This is a genomic window from Micromonospora sp. WMMD1219 (assembly GCF_049315215.1).
Taxonomy (GTDB): Bacteria; Actinomycetota; Actinomycetes; order Mycobacteriales; family Micromonosporaceae; genus Micromonospora; species Micromonospora tulbaghiae.
The window spans coordinates 1,715,194-1,733,365 of the sequence record NZ_CP186057.1 but is presented as its reverse complement, the minus strand read 5'-3'; the positions used below and the strand labels follow the sequence as shown (position 1 = coordinate 1,733,365).

The 18,172-nt window shown below is 73.8% G+C and carries 19 protein-coding genes; 8 read left to right on the top strand and 11 right to left on the bottom strand.

Going from position 1 to position 18,172, the window contains the following annotated elements:
- Positions 1-27: 27 nt before the first annotated feature.
- Complete coding sequence (locus ACN27C_RS08380; protein ID WP_422750858.1) at positions 28-717, top strand: PH domain-containing protein; 690 nt, start codon at positions 28-30, stop codon at positions 715-717.
- Positions 718-720: 3 nt separating this feature from the next.
- Here ACN27C_RS08380 and ACN27C_RS08375 read toward each other — a convergent pair whose 3' ends face one another.
- Entirely contained in the window at positions 721-1,311 is a 591-nt protein-coding gene (locus tag ACN27C_RS08375) for a dienelactone hydrolase family protein (RefSeq protein WP_422750857.1), read from the bottom strand.
- Between the two features lie 65 nt (positions 1,312-1,376).
- On the opposite strand from ACN27C_RS08375, the gene ACN27C_RS08370 reads away from it, so the two are divergent.
- Positions 1,377-1,967 carry a winged helix-turn-helix domain-containing protein gene (locus ACN27C_RS08370; protein ID WP_120572495.1) on the top strand — a complete coding sequence of 197 codons (591 nt, stop codon included), beginning with the start codon at positions 1,377-1,379 and terminating at the stop codon, positions 1,965-1,967.
- A gap of 89 nt (positions 1,968-2,056) precedes the next feature.
- Positions 2,057-3,004, top strand: a complete 948-nt coding sequence (locus tag ACN27C_RS08365; protein WP_422751595.1) for an L-threonylcarbamoyladenylate synthase — start codon at positions 2,057-2,059, stop codon at positions 3,002-3,004.
- Between the two features lie 40 nt (positions 3,005-3,044).
- On the opposite strand, the gene ACN27C_RS08360 is transcribed toward ACN27C_RS08365, so the two are convergent.
- Both ACN27C_RS08360 and ACN27C_RS08355 read right to left on the bottom strand, forming a co-directional pair.
- The gene (locus ACN27C_RS08360) at positions 3,045-3,833 is read right to left on the bottom strand and encodes an MBL fold metallo-hydrolase (protein ID WP_422750856.1); all 789 of its coding nucleotides are present in this window, start codon (positions 3,831-3,833) and stop codon (positions 3,045-3,047) included.
- Positions 3,823-8,337, bottom strand: coding sequence for an HAD-IC family P-type ATPase (locus tag ACN27C_RS08355; RefSeq protein ID WP_422750855.1), 4,515 nt, complete (start codon positions 8,335-8,337; stop codon positions 3,823-3,825). The genes ACN27C_RS08360 and ACN27C_RS08355 overlap by 11 nt, the downstream gene beginning before the upstream one ends.
- Positions 8,338-8,548: 211 nt before the next feature.
- On the opposite strand from ACN27C_RS08355, the gene ACN27C_RS08350 reads away from it, so the two are divergent.
- From ACN27C_RS08350 to ACN27C_RS08335, 4 genes are all read left to right on the top strand, one after another.
- Positions 8,549-9,925, top strand: coding sequence for an MFS transporter (locus ACN27C_RS08350; RefSeq protein WP_422750854.1), 1,377 nt, complete (start codon positions 8,549-8,551; stop codon positions 9,923-9,925).
- Between the two features lie 338 nt (positions 9,926-10,263).
- Positions 10,264-11,043 carry an SDR family oxidoreductase gene (locus ACN27C_RS08345; RefSeq protein WP_121685756.1) on the top strand — a complete coding sequence of 260 codons (780 nt, stop codon included), beginning with the start codon at positions 10,264-10,266 and terminating at the stop codon, positions 11,041-11,043.
- Positions 11,044-11,079: 36 nt separating this feature from the next.
- Complete coding sequence (locus tag ACN27C_RS08340) at positions 11,080-11,277, top strand: hypothetical protein (protein ID WP_421499226.1); 198 nt, start codon at positions 11,080-11,082, stop codon at positions 11,275-11,277.
- 59 nt (positions 11,278-11,336) lie between these two features.
- Positions 11,337-11,885, top strand: a complete 549-nt coding sequence (locus tag ACN27C_RS08335) for a YbaK/EbsC family protein (protein ID WP_422751594.1) — start codon at positions 11,337-11,339, stop codon at positions 11,883-11,885.
- Between the two features lie 36 nt (positions 11,886-11,921).
- Here ACN27C_RS08335 and ACN27C_RS08330 read toward each other — a convergent pair whose 3' ends face one another.
- The 4 genes from ACN27C_RS08330 to ACN27C_RS08315 form a co-directional block, all read right to left on the bottom strand.
- Positions 11,922-12,554 (bottom strand): DsbA family oxidoreductase, encoded by a 633-nt coding sequence (locus ACN27C_RS08330; RefSeq protein WP_121685758.1) that lies wholly within the window; start codon positions 12,552-12,554, stop codon positions 11,922-11,924.
- A gap of 20 nt (positions 12,555-12,574) precedes the next feature.
- The gene (locus ACN27C_RS08325) at positions 12,575-13,000 is read right to left on the bottom strand and encodes a SufE family protein (protein ID WP_013283255.1); all 426 of its coding nucleotides are present in this window, start codon (positions 12,998-13,000) and stop codon (positions 12,575-12,577) included.
- A 79-nt stretch (positions 13,001-13,079) separates the two neighbouring features.
- Positions 13,080-13,499 carry a CBS domain-containing protein gene (locus ACN27C_RS08320; protein ID WP_120572489.1) on the bottom strand — a complete coding sequence of 140 codons (420 nt, stop codon included), beginning with the start codon at positions 13,497-13,499 and terminating at the stop codon, positions 13,080-13,082.
- A 54-nt stretch (positions 13,500-13,553) separates the two neighbouring features.
- Complete coding sequence (locus ACN27C_RS08315; RefSeq protein ID WP_422750853.1) at positions 13,554-15,323, bottom strand: proline--tRNA ligase; 1,770 nt, start codon at positions 15,321-15,323, stop codon at positions 13,554-13,556.
- Positions 15,324-15,416: 93 nt separating this feature from the next.
- Here ACN27C_RS08315 and ACN27C_RS08310 point away from each other — a divergent pair, with 93 nt between their 5' ends.
- Entirely contained in the window at positions 15,417-15,791 is a 375-nt protein-coding gene (locus tag ACN27C_RS08310) for a VOC family protein (RefSeq protein WP_120572487.1), read from the top strand.
- A gap of 24 nt (positions 15,792-15,815) precedes the next feature.
- Here ACN27C_RS08310 and ACN27C_RS08305 read toward each other — a convergent pair whose 3' ends face one another.
- The 4 genes from ACN27C_RS08305 to ACN27C_RS08290 are packed head-to-tail and all read right to left on the bottom strand — an operon-like array spanning position 15,816 to position 18,113.
- Complete coding sequence (locus tag ACN27C_RS08305; protein WP_121685754.1) at positions 15,816-16,580, bottom strand: ABC transporter permease; 765 nt, start codon at positions 16,578-16,580, stop codon at positions 15,816-15,818.
- On the bottom strand, positions 16,577-17,389 hold the full coding sequence (locus ACN27C_RS08300; RefSeq protein ID WP_422750852.1) for an ABC transporter ATP-binding protein: 813 nt from the start codon (positions 17,387-17,389) through the stop codon (positions 16,577-16,579). Before ACN27C_RS08300 ends, ACN27C_RS08305 begins: the two co-directional genes overlap by 4 nt.
- The gene (locus ACN27C_RS08295; protein ID WP_422750851.1) at positions 17,386-17,763 is read right to left on the bottom strand and encodes a DUF1048 domain-containing protein; all 378 of its coding nucleotides are present in this window, start codon (positions 17,761-17,763) and stop codon (positions 17,386-17,388) included. The genes ACN27C_RS08300 and ACN27C_RS08295 overlap by 4 nt, the downstream gene beginning before the upstream one ends.
- 2 nt (positions 17,764-17,765) lie before the next feature.
- Positions 17,766-18,113: a PadR family transcriptional regulator gene (locus tag ACN27C_RS08290; RefSeq protein ID WP_422750850.1), complete on the bottom strand. Its 348-nt coding sequence runs from the start codon at positions 18,111-18,113 to the stop codon at positions 17,766-17,768.
- Between the last annotated feature and the right edge of the window lie 59 nt (positions 18,114-18,172).

The following is an 18,172-nucleotide window of genomic DNA, read 5'->3' as shown; positions in this document are numbered from 1 at the left end:
CTGGACACGATCGGTCACGCTGGCGGCATGACGGTGTGGCGGCGTCCGTACTCGCTGGACCTGACCACCGCCGACTTCATGGTCGTGGCGGTGCTGGCGGTCGGCTTCTTCGTGCTCCTCGTGTTCGAGGTCCGCAGCGGCGGGCTGCTGGGACCGGAGGCGCTGTTCCTCGGAGTGTGGAACGCCGTCGGCCTCGCCGTCGCGGTTCGCCGCGCGATGCTCGGCGTCTGGGTGAGCCCCGTTGGCGTGCGCGCGCGCTTGCTGCTCCGCACGACCACGGTGCCGTGGGCGTCGGTCGTGGAGATCCGCAGCGGTGCGGGTTCGATAGCGGGTCTGGACATGGGACGCGACGCGATCGTCATCGAGCGGACCGACGGCGAGCCGGTGCAGACGCCGATCCAGTCCGGCGCCGTCGTCCGGCCGTTCCGCCTGGAGCTGACCCGCCTGGTCACCTGGCCGGAGCACTACGACGAGATTCTCGCGAACCTGCGGGAGTGCCACCGCAACGCCCGTCCCCCGGAGCAGCGCGCGCCGGCGAGCCCGGCACCGGACCCGGCCCGCGCCGACCGGCCGGACCCGCCGGAGCAGGTCCGGCGGCCGGCTCCGAACGCCGCCCGGCGGCGCGACATCCACGCGCTGACCAGGCAGTACGAGCGTGGGGTGCTGACCGACGCCGAGTACGCGGCGGCGTTGGCGCGGCTGCGCGGTGACGGGTAGGCGTCAGCCGAGCCGGTCGAGCAGTTCGCGGCTGCGGCTCACCACCAGCGCGGTCGCCTCCGCGTCGTACGAGGGCAGCGAACTGTCGGTGAACAGGTGCCGGTCGCCGGGGTAGACGTACAGCTCGCCGCGCTCGGGGCCGACGATCGACACCAGCTCGCGGGCGGCGTCCACGTCCCCTTCCAGCCCGAAGAACGGATCGTGCTCCATGCCGTGCACCTGCACCGCCACGCCGTCGGGCCAGGGACCGATCGCCCACTCGCCGGTCACCGGCAGGCAGGCCTCGTAGAGGAGGGCGGCCCGGGCGCCGGCCCGGGTCTGGGCGAGCCGCTGGGCGATGGCGGCCCCCCAGGAGACGCCCGCGTAGACCAGGCCGGCCGGCAGGTCGGCGACGAGCGCGTCGGCGCGCTGGTCCAGGACGTCGCCGCCGATCCGCTTGGTCAGCGCGGCGCCGTCGGAGATGGTGGCGGGCAGTTCGCCGTCGAAGAGGTCGGGGGCGTGCACGGTGTGCCCGCCGGAGCGCAGGGAGTCGGCGAGCGCGCGAACCCCGTCCGTGAGCCCTTGAATGTGGTGGAAGAGCACGATCTCGGCCATCACTACACTCCTGAGTTGTCAGACCAGAGTTATCGAACGAACCAGAATCTTAGAACGGTCGAGAAATGTCGGTCAATCAGCGGATCCCGGACTACGACCTCGACGACCTGCTCGTGGTCACCGCTCCGGAGCAGCTGCGTGCGCTCGCCGACCCGTTGCGGAGCACGCTGCTCGAACTGCTCCTGGAGCGCGCCGCCACTGTCAACGAGATGGCCCGCGCCGTCGACCGGCCCAAGAGCAGCGTGGCGTACCACGTGAACCAGCTGGTGGACGCCGGTCTGCTGCGCGTGGTGCGGACCCGGCGGGTACGCGCCATCGAGGAGCGGTTCTACGGGCGGGTGGCGCGCACCTACTACGTCGGGGCGCTCAGCCGGGCGGAGGACAAGCAGGTGGTGTCCCGGATGAACGGGCTCGCCGAGGCAGCCGCCGAAGCGGCGGCCGCGCACGCCGCCGACGAGTTGCGGTGCACGCTCGTGCACGCGCGCATCCCGATCGAGGACGTCCGCGAGTTCTGGGCGGAGGTGCAGGCGCTGGCCCGGCGGTTCGCGCAGATCCCCCGGGCCGGCGACCAGGTGTACGGCTTCGCCGCCGGCCTCTACCCGACCGACGCGCCCACGCTCCCCGACACGGACCCCGCCACCGACCCACGCGGCTGACCGCCCCACCACGCGACGGCGGGGTCTTGCCGGGGCGGCGATCCGGGCAGGCTAGCGTCGGAAGCGTGAGCACCGGATCCCCGCGCGTCCTGCCGGCCGAGAGCGGCATCGACGAGGCAGCCGCCGTCCTGCGCGCCGGCGGGCTGGTCGCCTTCCCCACCGAGACGGTCTACGGGCTGGGCGCCAACGCGCTCGACGCCCGGGCCGCGGCGCGGATCTTCGAGGCGAAGGCCCGGCCCAGCTTCGACCCGCTGATCAGCCACCTGGCCGACGCCGCCGACCTGGCCGCGCTGGTGGGCGAGGTGCCCACGGCGGTGGCCGAGCTGGCCAAGCGGTTCTGGCCCGGCCCGCTCACCCTGATCGTGGACCGGCCGGAGATCATCCCGCCGATCGTCACCTCCGGCCTGGACACCATGGCGGTACGCGTACCGGACGAGCCGTCCGCGCGGGCACTGATCGCGGCGGCCGGTGTGCCGGTGGCCGCGCCGAGCGCGAACCGGTTCGGCCAGCTCAGCCCGACCCGGGCCGAACACGTGGTGGCCGGGCTGGGCGGCGCGGTGGACGTGGTGCTCGACGGCGGGCCCACCCGGTGCGGGATCGAGTCGACGATCGTGGACGCCCGGGGTGACCGGCCGGTGGTGCTGCGGCTGGGCGCGCTGCCGGTCGAGGCGCTGGTCGAGGCGGTCGGCCCGGTCGAGGTACGCCAGGGCAGCTCCGGCCAGCCCGTCGCGCCCGGGACGCTGGCCGCGCACTACGCCCCGCGTACCCCGTTGCGGTTGGGCGCGGCGGCCGAGCCCGGCGGCGGCCGGCAGGGATTCCTGGCCTTCCGGGAACCACCGGCGGACGGCGACTGGGCCGCGGTGGAGGTGCTGTCGGCCGACGGCGACGTGACGGCGGCGGCGGCGCGGCTGTTCGACGCGCTGCACCGGCTCGACGCGGCCGGGGTGACCGAGATCGTCGCCGAGCCGGTACCGGACAGCGGCGTGGGCCGGGCGATCAACGACCGGCTGCGCCGCGCCGCCGCCACCTGGCACTGAGCGGCGGTCAGCCGCGGAGCGGCCGCCCGCGACCCGCCGGTCAAGGTGTCAGCGGAACCGTTTCGCCACGAAGAACGGTACGAATCTGGCCGGCGAAGCCGCGCCGCCTCGCCTCCTCGACGAAGTGCCGCAACGGCGACCGGAACACCGGGTAGTCGTCGTAGTGGATCGGCACGGTGAGCCGTGGCCGGATCAGCTCCACCACGTCGGCGCCCTGCCGGGCGTCCATCGTGAGCAGGATGCCGGCGATGCGGGTGCCGCCGAGGTGGATCAGCATGGCGTCGATGTCCGGGAAGCGGGCGGGGATCTCGGCGAGCTGCGGTCGGCGCAGCGTGTCCCCGGTGACGTAGAGGCGGAAGCGCCGCTCGCCGCCCTGTTCCAGGTCGATCAGGCTGCCCATCACGTCGGGGAGCGCGCGGTCGAGCAGGCCCGGCCCGTGCTGGCCGGGCAGCGCGGTCAGGCGCAGCGTCTCGTCGCCCCGGTGCAGCTCGTACGCCCGCCAGGTGGGCAGCCCTTCCGCCGCGCCGAAGCCCCAGCGGCGCAGCTTCCGTTCCGCCTGCGGCGTGGTGAGGATCGGCAGCGACCGGTCCAGGCCACGCCGGGCGACCCGGTCGAAGTGGTCGCCGTGCAGGTGGGACAGGACCACCGCGTCCAGCGGGGGCAGCTCGGGGACGGTCAGCGCCGGGTCGGTGCTCCGCTTCGACCACAGGCCCCGGCCCAGGTACGCCCGCTGCCCCCGGTGCAGGAAGTTCGGGTCGGTGAGCAGCGTGAAGCCGCCGATCCGCAGCACAGTGGTGGCCGTACCGACGAACGTCACCTCAGGCGTCATGTCCTTCGCCGTACCCCTGATCGGGACGCCCATGCGAGCCGGGCTGCGGCAGGCGGTCGACCAGCTTGGTCAGCGTGCCGTTGGCGAACGTCGCGCCGAGCGCCGAGCCGGTCGCGATGGTCCAGCCCACCGGGCCGAGCGGCGTGCAGCCGAAGAACTGGCTGACACCGGGCGTCTGGACCACCGCCACGAGCACACCCACCGACGCGGCGGTGGCGGCGAGCACGCTGGGGCTGGTGCCGCCGGCCAGCACCGTCTGCCCGAGCTGTGTGCCGATCAGCGAGGCCAGTGCGACGGTGCTGGCCCGCCGCTGGGTGCCGGTCCACCTGGCGATCGTCCAGCCGGCGGTCGCGCCCAGCGTGGTCGACGCCGCGCGCAGGCCGATCTCCCGGGTCATGGTGACGCCGAGTGAGGAGTCCGGCCCCTCCCGCAGCAGGTGGTCGGCGCTGTCGTCGGCGGGCGGGCGGACCGCGATGGCGAGCGCGGGCGCCAGGTCGGTGAGCAGGTTGACCAGCAGGAGTTGCCGGCCGTTCAGCGCGGACCGGCCGGTCGCGGCGGCGGTCAGCACGCTGAACGCGATCTCGCCGAGGTTGCCGCCGACCAGGATGCTCAGCGCGTGCCGGACCGACGACCACATGGCCCGTCCCTCGACGAGTGTGGCGATGATCGTCTCCAGCCGGTCGTCGGTGACCACCAGGTCGGCGGCGGCGCGGGCGGCGGGAGTGCCCCGTTGACCGAGAGCGATACCGACGTCGGCGAGCCGGATCGCCGGGGCGTCGTTGGCGCCGTCACCCGTCATCGCGACGGTGCGGTCCTGGCGCTGCAACGCCTGGATGATCCGTACCTTGTGGGCGGGCGTGCAGCGTGCCACCACGTCGGTCGCCATCAGGCGCTCGGCGAGCGTGGCGTCGTCCAGCCGGTCCAGGTCGCTGGCCGTGACGACGCGCTGCCCGCCGTCGTCCGGGCTGATCGCGGCGGCGATCGCCTCGGCGGTGGCCGGATGGTCGCCGGTGATCATGACGGTGTGCACGCCCGCGGCCCGGATCCGGGCCACCGCCGGCCGGGCGCTCTCCCGGACCCCGTCGGCGAGCGTCAGGAAACCCACGAAGACCAGGCCGTCGACCTGCTCGTCGCTCACCTGCTCGGTGGAGACCGGGCACTCGGCCACGGCGAGGATGCGGTGCCCGGCGCCGGCCCGCCCGGCCAGCATGGCCTGCACCTCCTCGCGTCCGGCCGCGTCGAGCGGCCGGTCCCCCTCGGCGGTTCGGCGGGACGCGCAGCGCGGCAGCACCGACTCGGGGGCGCCCTTCACGCTCAGCAGCAGCCCGCCGGCGGCACGGCCGACAGCGGCGCTGTAGCCGCGGGACGGCTCGAACGGCAGCCCGGCCGTGGCGGTCCAGTCCGCCGCTCCGGTCCGCTCGTCCACCCCGGCGGCGTCCGCGCCGTGGCGTACCGTCCGGTCGGTCTGCTGCGGCAACTCGTCCGGGTCGGCGGCGGACGGGGTGGCCCGCACCGCGGCGGCCAGCGTCGACCGCAGCGGCTCGTCCAGGTCGTCCAACGCGGCGTACCGGCCGTCGCCAGTACCCACCCCGGCCAGCAGCAGCTTCCCCTCGGTGAGCGTGCCGGTCTTGTCGAAACAGAGCACGTCGACCCGGCCCAGCGCCTCGATCGTCCGGGGGTTGCGGACCAGGGCGCCGTGCTCGGCCAGCCGCCGCGCCGCCGCCAGCTGCGCGGCGCTGACCAGGAACGGCAGCCCCTCCGGCACCGACGCCACGGCCAGGTTCGCGGCGGTCGCCGCCGTCTCGGCAAGGGGTACGCCCCGAAGCAGTCCCGCCCCGGCCACAGCGATCGCCGAGGCGGCCGCCAGGGGTACGGCGCTGCTGGTCAGCTTGCCGAGTCGCGCCTCCACGCCACTGGCGGGCGGGGCCTCCCGGGCCATGGCGAGGCTCCGCCCGGCCTCGGTCTCCGCGCCGGTGGCCACCACCACCGCGGTGCCGTGGCCGGCGGCGACAGTGGTGCCCTCGAACAGCATCGAGTGCCGTTCGGCGATGGCCGCCGCCACCACCGGATCCGGGCTCTTCGCCACCGGCAGCGACTCGCCGGTCAACGACGACTCGTCCGCCTCCAGCCCGTCGCTGGTCAGCACCCGGCAGTCGGCCGGTACGGCGTCCCCGGAGCTGACGGTGATCACGTCGCCGCGTACCAGCTCCTCGGCGGGCACCACCCGCTCCTCGCCGTCGCGCACCACCCGGGCGGTGACCGCCGAGCGGGACAGCAACTCGGCCAGGGACCGTTCGGTGTTGCGCTGGTGCACGGCGCCGACCAGCGCCGAACCGCCCACCACGCCGCCGACCAGTGCGGCGTCGACGAGGGAGCCGAACGCGGCGGAGAGCACCGCGCCGGCGGCCAGCACCGGGGTGAGCGGGTTGGACAGCTCCTCGACGAACGAGCGGAGCAGCCCGGCCGGGCCGTGCTCGTCCCCGACCTCGACGCGCCGGCGGCGGGCCGCCTCCTCGTCGGTCAGCCCGGACGGGCCGGTGTCGAGCTGGTCCAGGACGGTCTGCGCCGGCATGAGATGCCAGGCGGTGAGCGCGGGCATCGGGGCGCCGGTACGGTCCGGCAGCCGGTGCGCCCGGAACACGCCGTGCGCGAACGCGAGCGCCGCCGCGCCGTTCACCGCCGCCAGGGCCGGTCGGGGCAGGCGCCGCCGGTCGGCGGTGAACGCGCCGAGCGCACCGAGCCCGCTGCCGGCCATGGCGATCCGGATGTTCTGCTCGGTCATCCGGCGGGCCACCCCGGCGGCGTCGATCAGCAGGGCCGGCACGCGCAGGTCGTCGCCGACGAGCAGGTGCGCGCCCCACGGCGGCAGGTCGTCCGGGCCGTACACGCCGAGGCCGCAGTCGGACGCGGCGAGCGCCGACCGCTCACCGGAGACGACCATCACCACAGCGCCCTCGCGTTGCAGGTCGTGCACCGAGTCGGCGAGCCCGGGGCCGCCGGGCACGAGCAGGTCCGCGAAGTCGTACCGGCCGTCGTCCGGGCCGCCGACCACGAGCCGCAGGCCCGCCTGGCGGGCGGCCGACGCCAGCGCGTCCACGCCGGGCGCGGGCTCCGGCTCGACCCGCAGTACGGCGGCGAGCCGGCCGTTCTCGGCCAGCCCGAGCAGCCGTCCACCGTCGGCGCGCAGCCGGGCGCTGTCCGGGGTGTCCCCGGGATCGTCGGCGCCGAGGCGGTCCAGCGGGCCGATCCGCCAGCCGCCGTCGGCGCGTACCGCGTCCGGCTCGTCCGGGTCGAACAACGCGAACGCCCGGGCGGAGACCCGCCCGGTGTCGGCGTCGGCCAGCGGCGCGAGGTCGGCCAGGACGCCCCGGTCCGAGCCGAGCACCGCGGCGTCCAGCACCACCGTGTCGATCCGGTCCAGCTCTCGCAGCACGCTGCGGTCCATCGCGATCACACCGCGCCGGGCGAGCATCCGGCCGAGCTGGGCGCCGTACCCCTCGCGGCCGGAGCCGGGTGCCTTCGGCAGCGAGGACAGCGCCAGCGCGGCGGCCCGCTTCGGTCCCAGCACCGGCAGCGCCGCCGCCCCGGCAACCGCGCCGGCCGGGAGCACCCGCTTGGCGTACCGCTCGGGCTGCCCGTCCGGCACCGGGCAGGGCCGCTCGCCGTCGGGCACCCGGGCTACCGCGTGCTCCGGGTCGCCGGTCAGGCGCGGTTCGGCCCGGCTCCACGCGGCCAGTTGGGCACCCGCCTCACCCCACTGCACGACGCGCTGCGCGCCGTCGAGCACGATCCCGGCCCACCCGCCGGTGAGGCCCTGCACCACGGCCTCGGCCAGCGGGAACAGCACTTCGGCGCGCGGGTCGGCGCGGATGCCCAGGCCGGCCAGCGCGTGCAGCTTCGGGTGCAGGTCGACAGCGCCCAGCAGACCGGCCACCTCGGCCGGAATCGGGGTCAGCGGCAGCACGCGGGTGGCGGCGGAGATACCCAGCCCGAGCACGTCGGACAGCAGCGCGCCGAACGTCCGCGCGGTACGCGGGCCGTCCTCGGGCGGCTGCGGCGGTTCGATCTCCGGGTCCGGCTCGTACGGGCAGGTCCGCTCGACGCGGGCCACCGTGGCGATCAGGTCGCGCAGCTTCGGCGCCGGATCCCCGGTGGCCACCACTACCCGGCCGGACGGCGCGTTCACCCGCGCCCAGGTCACACCCGGCATCGACTCCAGCGCCGCCTCGACCTGACGGGCCAGCCGGTCACCGCCGTCCTGGCAGACGCCGTGCACCTCGATGTGGTGGCGGCCGTCCTGCGACCACACCCGGCGGCTGGTCAGCCCGGTGAGGCGGGCCAGCCGGGCCGCGGCCGTACCGACGCTGCCCGCGACCTCGGTGACCCGGGCCGGCACGGCGTCCGTGGGCAGGGCCGACCCGACGGTACGCGCGACGCGCGCGGCGGCCTCCGGTACGACCGTCGGCGACAGCAGGAGGCCGGCGAAGCGTCCCAGCGAGGTCATCGAGTCGTACGGCCGGGCAGTCGGTTGAAGGTGTCGCAGCCGTACGCCATCTCGCCTCCCGGTCTCGTCCCGGCGGCCCGACTTCCCGGCGCGGCGTCCGTTATGCCACCCCGACGGCAGAAGTTTCCGGCGTCGGCCCGCCGTTGCCGCGCGGGACGAGACGCGCGACACAGTTGACCTCAACCGGGGGTGAGGTCCGAGGCTGAACGCCATGACCAGCACCACCGCCGTACCGGCTGATCCACCCGTCGACCTGTGGTCGCCGCGCCTGCGGGCGATGACGGTGGGCAGCGTCGCCCTGGTGTCCCTGCTCGCGTTCGAGGCGCTGGCGGTGGGCACCGCCATGCCGACAGTGGCGCGCAGCCTCGACGGGCTCGGCCTGTACGCGCTGGCGTTCGGCGGCTCGTTCGCCTCCGGCGTGGTGGCGATGGTCGCCTCCGGTATCTGGTGCGACGCGCGCGGGCCACGCCCGGCCATGTGGCACGGGGTCGTCTGGTTCGTCGCCGGCCTGGTGGTGGCCGGTGCCGCCACGACGATGGAGGTGCTGGTCGTCGGGCGGGTGGTGCAGGGCTTCGGCTCCGGACTGGTCTCGGTGGCGCTCTACGTGGTCGTCGGCCAGGCGTACCCGGAGCAGTTGCGGCGTCGGATCTTCGCCGCGTTCGCCGCGGCGTGGGTGGTGCCGTCGCTCGTCGGTCCGGCACTGGCCGGGCTGATCGTGGAACATCTGGGCTGGCGGTGGGTGTTCCTCGCGGTGCCGGCGGTGGCGATCCCGGCGGCGCTGCTGGTCCAGCCGGGTCTGCGGGCGCTGACCGCCACCGTGGCGACCCGGCCGCCGGCGGGTGCCCTGGCCCGGATCGGCTGGGCCTGCGGGGCGGGGGCGAGCGCCGCACTGCTGCACTACGGGGGGCAGCAGCGCGGCGTGCTCGCCGCCGCACTGATCGCCGGGGCGCTGGCCGGGCTGTTCGTCTGCGTGCCGCACCTGCTGCCGGCCGGTTTCCTGCGCGCGGCACGGGGACTGCCGACGGTGATCGGGCTGCGCGCGCTGGCGTCGGCGGCGTTCGTGGCCGCCGAGGTGGTGATCCCGCTGATGCTGTCCCGGGAGCGTGGTTTCTCGCCCACCGGCGCCGGCCTGGTGCTGACCGTCGGTGCGCTGTCCTGGTCGGTGGGCTCGTGGATCCAGGGCCGGATCGGCTCACCCCGTTCGGCGGCGACGCTGCCCCGGGCCGGGCTGGCCTGCATCACCATCGGTACGGCGGGCGTGGCGTCTGCGCTGGTGCCCGGACTGCCGGTGCTGCCGGCCGTGCTGAGCTGGTCGGTGGCCGGGCTGGGCATGGGCCTGCTCTATCCGTCGCTGTCGGTGCTCACCCTGGAGCAGTCCGCCCCGGCCGAGCAGGGCCGCAACAGTTCCGCGCTGCAACTGGGCGACTCGCTCGCCGCCGCCACGGTGCTGGCGCTCACCGGCGCGGTCCTGGCCGCCGGTTCGTCCCCCGGCCCGGCCGGCTACGCCACCACGCTGGGCGTCGCAGCCGCCTGCGCCCTGCTCGGCCTGGTTCTGGCCGGTCGAGTCTCCCCCCGCCCCGCCATGTAACCGCCCCGCCCCCCGGCCACCTGACCGCCCGGAGCCCGACCGGCCCACCCGTTACCCCTGCTCCCTGTCCCGCCCTCCCGGTTGATCAAGGAGTTCGGGTGAGATTCCGGGCCGCCGTCCGACACAAACTCCTTGATCAACCGGGAGGGCGAGGGGAGCGGAGGGGCCGAGGGGGTGGGGTGCGGGCTGAGGTGGGGTGATCCGGGCCGGGCGGGCCGTCGGATGGCGCAGGATCGGGTGGAGGGCTGCCGAGCGGGCGGCTGTCACGATCCGGGTCGGCGTTCCGTCCCACCGGGGAGCCGCGGTGTGGCGGCTGCGCGTGAGCGGGAGGAGTGGCGATGCGGGTGCTGGTGACCGGGGCGACCGGGCGGCTCGGGCGGGTGGCGGTACCGCGGCTGCGGGACGAGGGCTTCACGCTCCGGGCGGCCAGTCGCCGGCCGCGTACCGGAGACGGGGTCGAGTGGGTCACCGCCGACCTGGCCACCGGCGCAGGGCTGGCGGAGGCGGTCGCCGGAGTGGACGCGGTGCTGCACCTGGCCTCGTCGCCGCAGCGGCGCACCCACGACATCGACGTGCTCGGCACCCGCCGGCTCGCCGTGGCCGCCGGTCACGCCGGGGTGCGTCACCTGGTCTTCGTGTCGATCGTCGGCGTCGACCGGGTGCCGCTCGGCTACTACCGGCACAAGCTCGCGGCCGAGCAGGTGGTGGCCGCCGGGCCGGTGCCGTGGAGCGTGCTGCGGGCGACCCAGTTCCCGGAGTTCCTGGCCGGGCTGCTGAGCGGCGCGAGCCGCCTCGGCCCGGTGATCGGGGACCGGGCGGTGCTCGCCCAGCCGGTCGACCCCGGTGAGGTGGCGGACCGGCTCGCGGTCCTGCTGCTGGCCGGACCGTCGAACCGGGTGGAGGACTTCGGCGGACCGGAGGTGCTGCGCTTCGACGAGGCGGCGCGTACCTGGCTCGCGGCCCGGCGGGTACGCCGTCCGCTGCTGCCGGTCCGGATTCCCGGCCGGCTCGGGCGGGAGCTGCGCGCGGGTGGTCTCACCACGACCGCCACGCCGACCGGCACCCGGACCTGGGCCGACTACCTCGCGGACACGTACGGGGGAACCGGCGGAAGGTGAGAACCGGTCGGGTCCGCACCGGCCTACGGTGACCGCATGCTGGTCTTCGTCGCCACAGTGGTCCTGTACGTCTTCGGTTTCGTCTTCCTCTACGGCGTGATCCGGGTCGGCGTCCGGCACGGCATCGAGGACGCCGAGGCGAACCGTCCCGAGGTGCTGCGCCGCCGGCAGCTCACCACCACCGAGAACCGGGACTTCGCCCAGGAGAACGCCTTCCTCAGCAATCCCAACTGAAGGGCGCGGGCGGGGTCCGGCGGGTCGATCCGCCGGGCGGGTGCGAGGATCGCGGCATGATGGGGACGCTGAAGACGGAGCCGGCCCGGACACGGCTCGACCTGCTGGCCCCGCCGGTCGCCGCCGTGGTGCAGGCGTGGCCGGGCGAGGCCCCGGTGGACGTGGACGACGTGCTGGTCGCCCCGATCGACGCCGACCTGGCCGACACCGCTGCCTTCTGCGAGGCGTACGAGGTGGGGCTGGAGGAGTCGGCCAACTGCGTGGTGGTCGCCGGTAAGCGCAGCGGCGAGACCCGGTACGCCGCCTGCGTCGTGCTCGCCACCACCCGCGCCGACGTGAACGGCGTGGTCCGCAAGCTGCTCGACGTGCGCAAGGCGAGCTTCGCGCCGATGGCCGAGGCGGTCGAGTTGAGCGGCATGGAGTACGGCGGGATCACGCCGATCGGCCTGCCGGCGGACTGGCCGATCCTCGTCGACTCCCGGGTGATCGCCACGCCGCACGTGATCATCGGGTCGGGCGTACGGCACAGCAAGATCGCCCTGCCCGGGCCGGCGCTGGGTGCGCTGCCCGGGGCGAGGGTGGTGGAGGACCTGGCCAAACCGGCCTAGGTCCTCATCCGCATCGATCTTGTTCCACGTGAAACATCAGGCTGCCGCTTCGCGCTGCTCCACCTCGCGCAGCGCGGCGAGCAGCGTCTCCGGCTCCTGGGCGCCGGTGACCGCGTACTTCCCGGCCAGCACGAACGTCGGCACGCTGGAGACGCCGAGCTGGTGGGCGGTGCTCAGGTCGGCGGCGACCTCCCGGCGGCCCAGGTTCGACTCCAGGTACTGCCGCGCCTCGGTCTCGTCCAGCCCGGCCTCACCGGCCAGCGTGACGAGCGCGTCGATCGAGCCGACGTCGACGCCGTCGTGGAAGTGCGCCCGGTAGAGCCGCTCGACCATCTCGGCGGAGCGCCCGTGCTCGGTGGCGAACCGCACCAGCCGGTGCGCGTCGAACGTGTTCGCGGCCACCGCGCGGTCGAACCGCAGGTCGAGGCCCGCGCCCGCGGCGACGCCCGTCACGTGCGCGGCCATGCCCTCGGCCTTGTCCCGTCCGCCGAACTTGTCGCCGAGCGCCTCCAGCAGCGGCTTCGGCTCGGTGACCGGCGTCGGGTCCAGCTGGAACGGCCGGAACCGGACGGTCACCTCGCCGTCGTACGACTCCAGGGCCTGTTCCAGCCGGCGCTTGCCGATCCAGCACCAGGGGCAGACCACGTCGGCGTAGATCTCGATGTCCATGACCAGCGACAACCCGCGGGTCAGGAGATCTGTTCCCGGACCTGCCGCTTGAGCCGGGCCAGGATGGCGGTGCCGCCGCGCACCCGCAGCGGGCTGATCGCCTGGGCCAGGCCCATCCGCTGGTAGAGGTCGTCCGGTACGGCCAGCACCTCCTCGGCGCTCGCCCCGGCCAGCCCTTCGGCGAGGATGCCGGCGAACGCCCGGGTGGTGGGCGCCTCCGGCGGGCAGTCGAAGACGGTGCTCACGGTCTTGTCCGCGTTCACCTCGGCACGCAGGAAGAACGCGGTCTGGCACTCGGGGACCTGCTCCAGCTCCTCCCGGTTCACGCCCTCGGGCAGGGGCGGGATCACGTCGGCGAACTCCAGCAGCATCTCCAGGACGACGTCGCGGGGCGCGGCGGCGAACTCGTCGACGATCTCGGCCAGCTTGGTCGGCATCTCGGGCATGGGTCGAGGCTATCCGCCGCCGCGCGTCGCCACCCGGCGGTGCCGGTCGGGGCCCCACCGTACGTGCGGGGCCCCGCCCTCACGCGTTCGGTGCGGCCTCGCTGATGTCGCTGAGCGCCGACTGGGGGTCGAGCTGCATGGCGAGGTCGCCGAGGGAGACGATGCCGACGAGCTTGCGGTCGCTGTCGCACACGAGCACCCGGCGGATGTTGCGCTCGCGCATCAGCGCCGCCGCCTCGTTCGCCGTGCAGTGCTGCTCGATCATCACCACCTCGCGGGTGATGATCGAGCCGATCGTGGTGGTGCCGGGGTCGGCGCGCTCGGCGACCGCCCGGACCACGATGTCGCGGTCGGTCAGCATGCCGGCGAGCGTGGCGCCGTCGGTCACCACCACGTCGCCGATGTCCGACTCCTTCATCACGCGGGCCGCCTCGTCCAACGGGGTCTCCGCCGAGAGGTAGACCACCTGCCTGGTCATCACGTCACTGACGCGGAACATGAGAGCCTCCGAAAGCTTCGGTCGATCCGTCTGCGGTACCCGGTGGCGCGCTCGCTACACCCCGTCGCGGCGCGTCGCGTCCACCTCGTCGCGCAGGCGATCCACGATGGCCTCCACCGGCAGTTCAATGCGCTCGCCGGTGGCCCGGTCGCGCAGTTCCACGTACCCCTCGGCCAGGCGGCGGCCGACCACGACGGCGCGCGGGATGCCGATCAGCTCGGCGTCGGTGAACTTCACCCCGGCCGACACGTGCGTGCGGTCGTCGACCAGCACCCGCAGGCCGCCGGCGGCGAGGCGCCCGCCGAGGTCGAGCGCCGCGTCGAGCTGCGGCCCCTTCCCGGCGGCGATCAGGTGTACGTCACACGGCGCGACAGCGGCCGGCCAGACCAGCCCATGGTCGTCGTGGTGCTGTTCGGCCACGGCGGCGACCGCCCGGGACACACCGATGCCGTAGCAGCCCATGGTGGGCCGGACCGGCTTGCCCTGGGGGCCGAGCACGTCGACCGCGAAGGCGTCGGCGTACCGGCGTCCGAGTTGGAAGATGTGCCCGACCTCGATGCCCCGCCGGATCGTCAGCTCGCCGTCGGCGCAGGCCGGGCAGGGGTCGCCGGGCCGCACCTCGGCGGCCTCGATCGTGCCGTCCGGGACGAAGTCGCGCCCGCACACCACGTCGGTGGCGTGCCGGCCCGGCTCGTTCGCCCCGGTCAGCCACGCGGTGCCGGGCACCACGCGCGGGTCGACCAGGTAGCGGATGCCGTGCTTGGCCAGGATCTGCGGCCCGATGTAGCCGCGGACCAGTTCCGGGTGGGCGTCCCAGTCCTCGAAGACCGCCACCGTGGCCGGGGCCAGCACCGCCTCGACCCGCTTGAGGTCCACCTCGCGGTCGCCGGGCAGGCCGATCACCAGCGGCTCGCCCTGTTCGACGCCGGGCCGGCGGACGGTGAGGACCACGTTCTTCAACGTGTCGGCGGCGGTCCAGCCGGTGCGCCCGCCCAGTTTCCGGGCCTCGGCCAGCTCGACCAGGGCGGCGATGGTCGGCGTCTCCGGGGTGTCGTGCACCTCGGCGGACGGGTGCGCGTCCGGGTCACCGGCGGCCGGGGCGCGGGTCACCACCGCCTCGGTGTTCGCCGCGTAGTCGCAGGCGGTGCAGCCGACGAACGTGTCCTCGCCGACGGGCGTGGCGGCCAGGAACTCCTCCGACGCGGACCCACCCATCGCGCCGGACATCGCGTGGACGGTGGTGAAGTCCAGCCCGAGCCGGGTGAAGACGCGCGCGTAGGCCGCCCGGTGCCGGTCGTACGCCGCCTGGAGCCCGGCCTCGTCCAGGTCGAACGAGTAGGCGTCCTTCATCAGGAACTCGCGCCCGCGCAGCAGACCGGCCCGGGGCCGCGCCTCGTCGCGGAACTTGGTCTGGATCTGGAACAGCGTCACCGGGAAGTCCCGGTACGAGGTGAACAGGTCCTTCACCAGCAGCGCGGCCAGTTCCTCGTGGGTCGGCGCGAGCAGGTGCTCGGCGCCCTTGCGGTCGGCGAGCGTGAAGATGTCGTCCCCGTACTCGGTCCACCGCCCGCTGGTCCGGTACGGCTCGGCCGGGAGCAGCGCCGGGAAGTGCACCTCCTGGTCGCCGATCGCGGTCATCTCGTCCCGCACGATCGCGGTGATCCGGTCCAGGACGAGCTTGCCCAGCGGCAGCCAGGTGTAGCCGCCCGGCGCGGCCCGGCGGACGTAACCGGCGCGCAGCAGCAGCCGGTGGCTCGGCACCTCCGCGTCGGCCGGGTCCTCGCGCAGGGTCCGGAGCAGCAGGGTCGACATGCGCAGCAGCATTGCCGCAGCCTATGGCGCGAGCGGACGACCGGGCGATCCCTTTCCGCGCCGTGCCGGGTGAGGTTGTCGCAGGGTCGGGGTAGGAAGGGCGGCATGGTGGATCGACCGACGTTGGAACTGAGCAGTTTCGTGCTCGACGCACCGTCCGCACAGGACCTGGCCGCGTTCTACGAGCGGCTGCTCGGCTGGTCCCGCCGCGAGGACGAGCCCGACTGGGTGGTGCTGGCCCCGCCGGCCGGCGGCACCTGGCTGGCCTTCCAGGACGAGCCGGCCTACGTGCGCCCCGTTTGGCCCGCCGGGCCCGGCGACCCGCCGATGATGACCCACCTGGACATCAAGGTCGACGACCTGGAGGCCGCCTCGGCGTACGCGGTGTCGGTGGGCGCGACGGTGGCCGACTTCCAGCCGCAGGACGACGTCCGGGTGCACCTCGACCCGGCCGGTCACCCGTTCTGCCTCTACCTGTGACGGGTGACCGGCTCCCACGGCCGGCTAGCTGACCTTGGTGCGGTAGATCGCCGTCGCGGCGGCGTAGGCGGCCAGGAGCAGGCCGGCGCACCAGGCGAGCGCGATCCAGACGTCGTTGCCGACGGGTTGCTGAGCGAAGAGCGCGCGGAGGGTGTTCACGATCGATGTCACCGGCTGGTTGTCGGCGAACCAGGCGACCGGGCCGGGCATCGAGTCGGTGGGGACGAACGCCGAGCTGATGAAGGGCAGGAAGATCAGCGGGTAGCTGAAGGCGCTCGCGCCGTCGACGGTCTTGGCGGACAGGCCCGCGATGACGGCGACCCAGGTCAGGGCGAGGGTGAACAGGATCAGGATGCCGGCTGCGGCGAGCCAGCCGACCACCGATGCGCCCGTCCGGAATCCCATGATCAGGGCGACGCCCGTGACGATCACGAGCGAGGCCAGGTTGGCGACGAGCGAGGTCAGGACATGCGCCCAGAGAACTGAGGGCCGCGGGATCGGCATCGACTGGAAGCGCTCGAAGATGCCGCCCTGCATGTCGAGGAACAGGCGGTACGCCGTGTAGGCGATGCCGGACGCGATCGTGATGAGGAGGATGCCCGGCAGCATGTAGTTGATGTACGACTCGCCGGATCCGGTGTTGATGGCTCCACCGAGCACGTACACGAAGAGCAGCATCAGCGCGACGGGGGTGACCGCCGTGGTGATGATGGTGTCCGGGCTGCGGAGGATGTGCCGCAGGGAGCGGCCGGTGAGGGTTCCGGTGTCGCTGAGGACGTGGGTGGTCATCGGGATTCCTCTCCTGCGGGCACGGCTGCCTTGTCGGCGGCCTCGGCGGTGTGGCCCACGAGGGCGAGGAAGACGTCCTCAAGGGTCGGCTGCTTCTCGACGTACTCGACCTTCGCGGTCGGGAGGAGCCGCTTCAGTTCGGCGAGAGTGCCGTTTTGGATGATCGTTCCCTCGTGCAGGATCGCGATCCGGTCGGCCAGTTGCTCGGCCTCGTCGAGGTACTGGGTGGTGAGCAGGATGGTGGTGCCGTCCTCGGCGAGCTGCCGCACGGTCCGCCAGACCTCGATGCGGGCCTGCGGGTCGAGGCCGGTGGTCGGCTCGTCGAGGAACACGACCGGCGGGTTGCCGACGAGACTCATCGCGATGTCCAGCCGCCGGCGCATGCCGCCCGAGTACGTCCCCGTCCGGCGGTTCCCGGCGTCGGTGAGCGAGAAACGGGCCAGCATGTCGTCGGCGACCGCACCCGGATTCCTCAGGTGGCGGAGCTTCGCGACCAGGACCAGGTTCTCCCGGCCGGTGAGCACTTCGTCGACGGCGGCGAACTGGCCGGTCAGGCTGATCGACTTGCGTACCTCGGCGGGAGCCGAAGCGACGTCGAAGCCGTGGACGGTCGCGGTGCCGGTGTCCGCCTTGAGCAGCGTCGACAGGATCCGCACGAGCGTGGTCTTTCCGGCGCCGTTCGAGCCGAGCAGAGCGAAGATGCTCCCGGCCGTCACCTCGAAGTCGACGCCGCGCAGCACGTGCAGGTCCTTGTAGGACTTGGTGATGCCCCGAGCCCGGATGGCGGGTTCGCGCGTCGCGGTGGTCATGAGTGTTCCTCCCCGCTGTGGCCGCCGGCGGCGTCGATCGCCTTCCGGAGGCGCTCGCGCTCCTTGTCGATCCACTGCCTCCCGGAGTACGCCTGCACGAACGTCTCGGCGAACTCGACCGGGTCGTCGCCGACGATCGCGCGGACGGGCGTGTCGTCGGCGACCGCGCGCTCCCAGAGGTCCACGGAGTCGCCGAGCATCGCGACGAGTGTGTTCCCGTCGACGATCCCGCCCTGGTACATGAAGTACCGCTGGAGCGCCTTGGCCGCGCTGCGATGGGGTTCCGGCAGGGCCTCCATGCGGGCCATGTGCCGCTTGTACTGCTTCTTCTGGTCGAGCGATCCGACGAGCGTCTCGATCCACTTCGCGGCCATGCTCATGCTCCTTCGTCGTGCCGGTCGTCGTTGTCACGAAGGTGGTCGATGCGTTCCGCGAGGACGCTCCACGTCCGCCAGAACTCGGCGAGCTGCTCCCGCCCCTTCGCGTTGATCGAATACACCTTCCGCGGGGGCCCCTTCTCGGAGGGAACCTTCTCCACGTCCACGAAACCGCGTTGCTCGACGCGGACGAGCAGCGCGTAGATGGTGCCTTCCGCGATGTCCGAGAATCCGCGGCCGCGCAGCCAGGCGGTGATCTCGTAGCCGTACGCGGATCGGCGGGCCAGGATCGCCAGGACGATGCCTTCGAGGGTGCCCTTCAGCATCTCCGTCATCTGGTTGGCCATGTCCTCGTTCCCTCGCTATTAAGCGTCGCTGAGTACCAGTAGAAGGTAACACTAGGTAC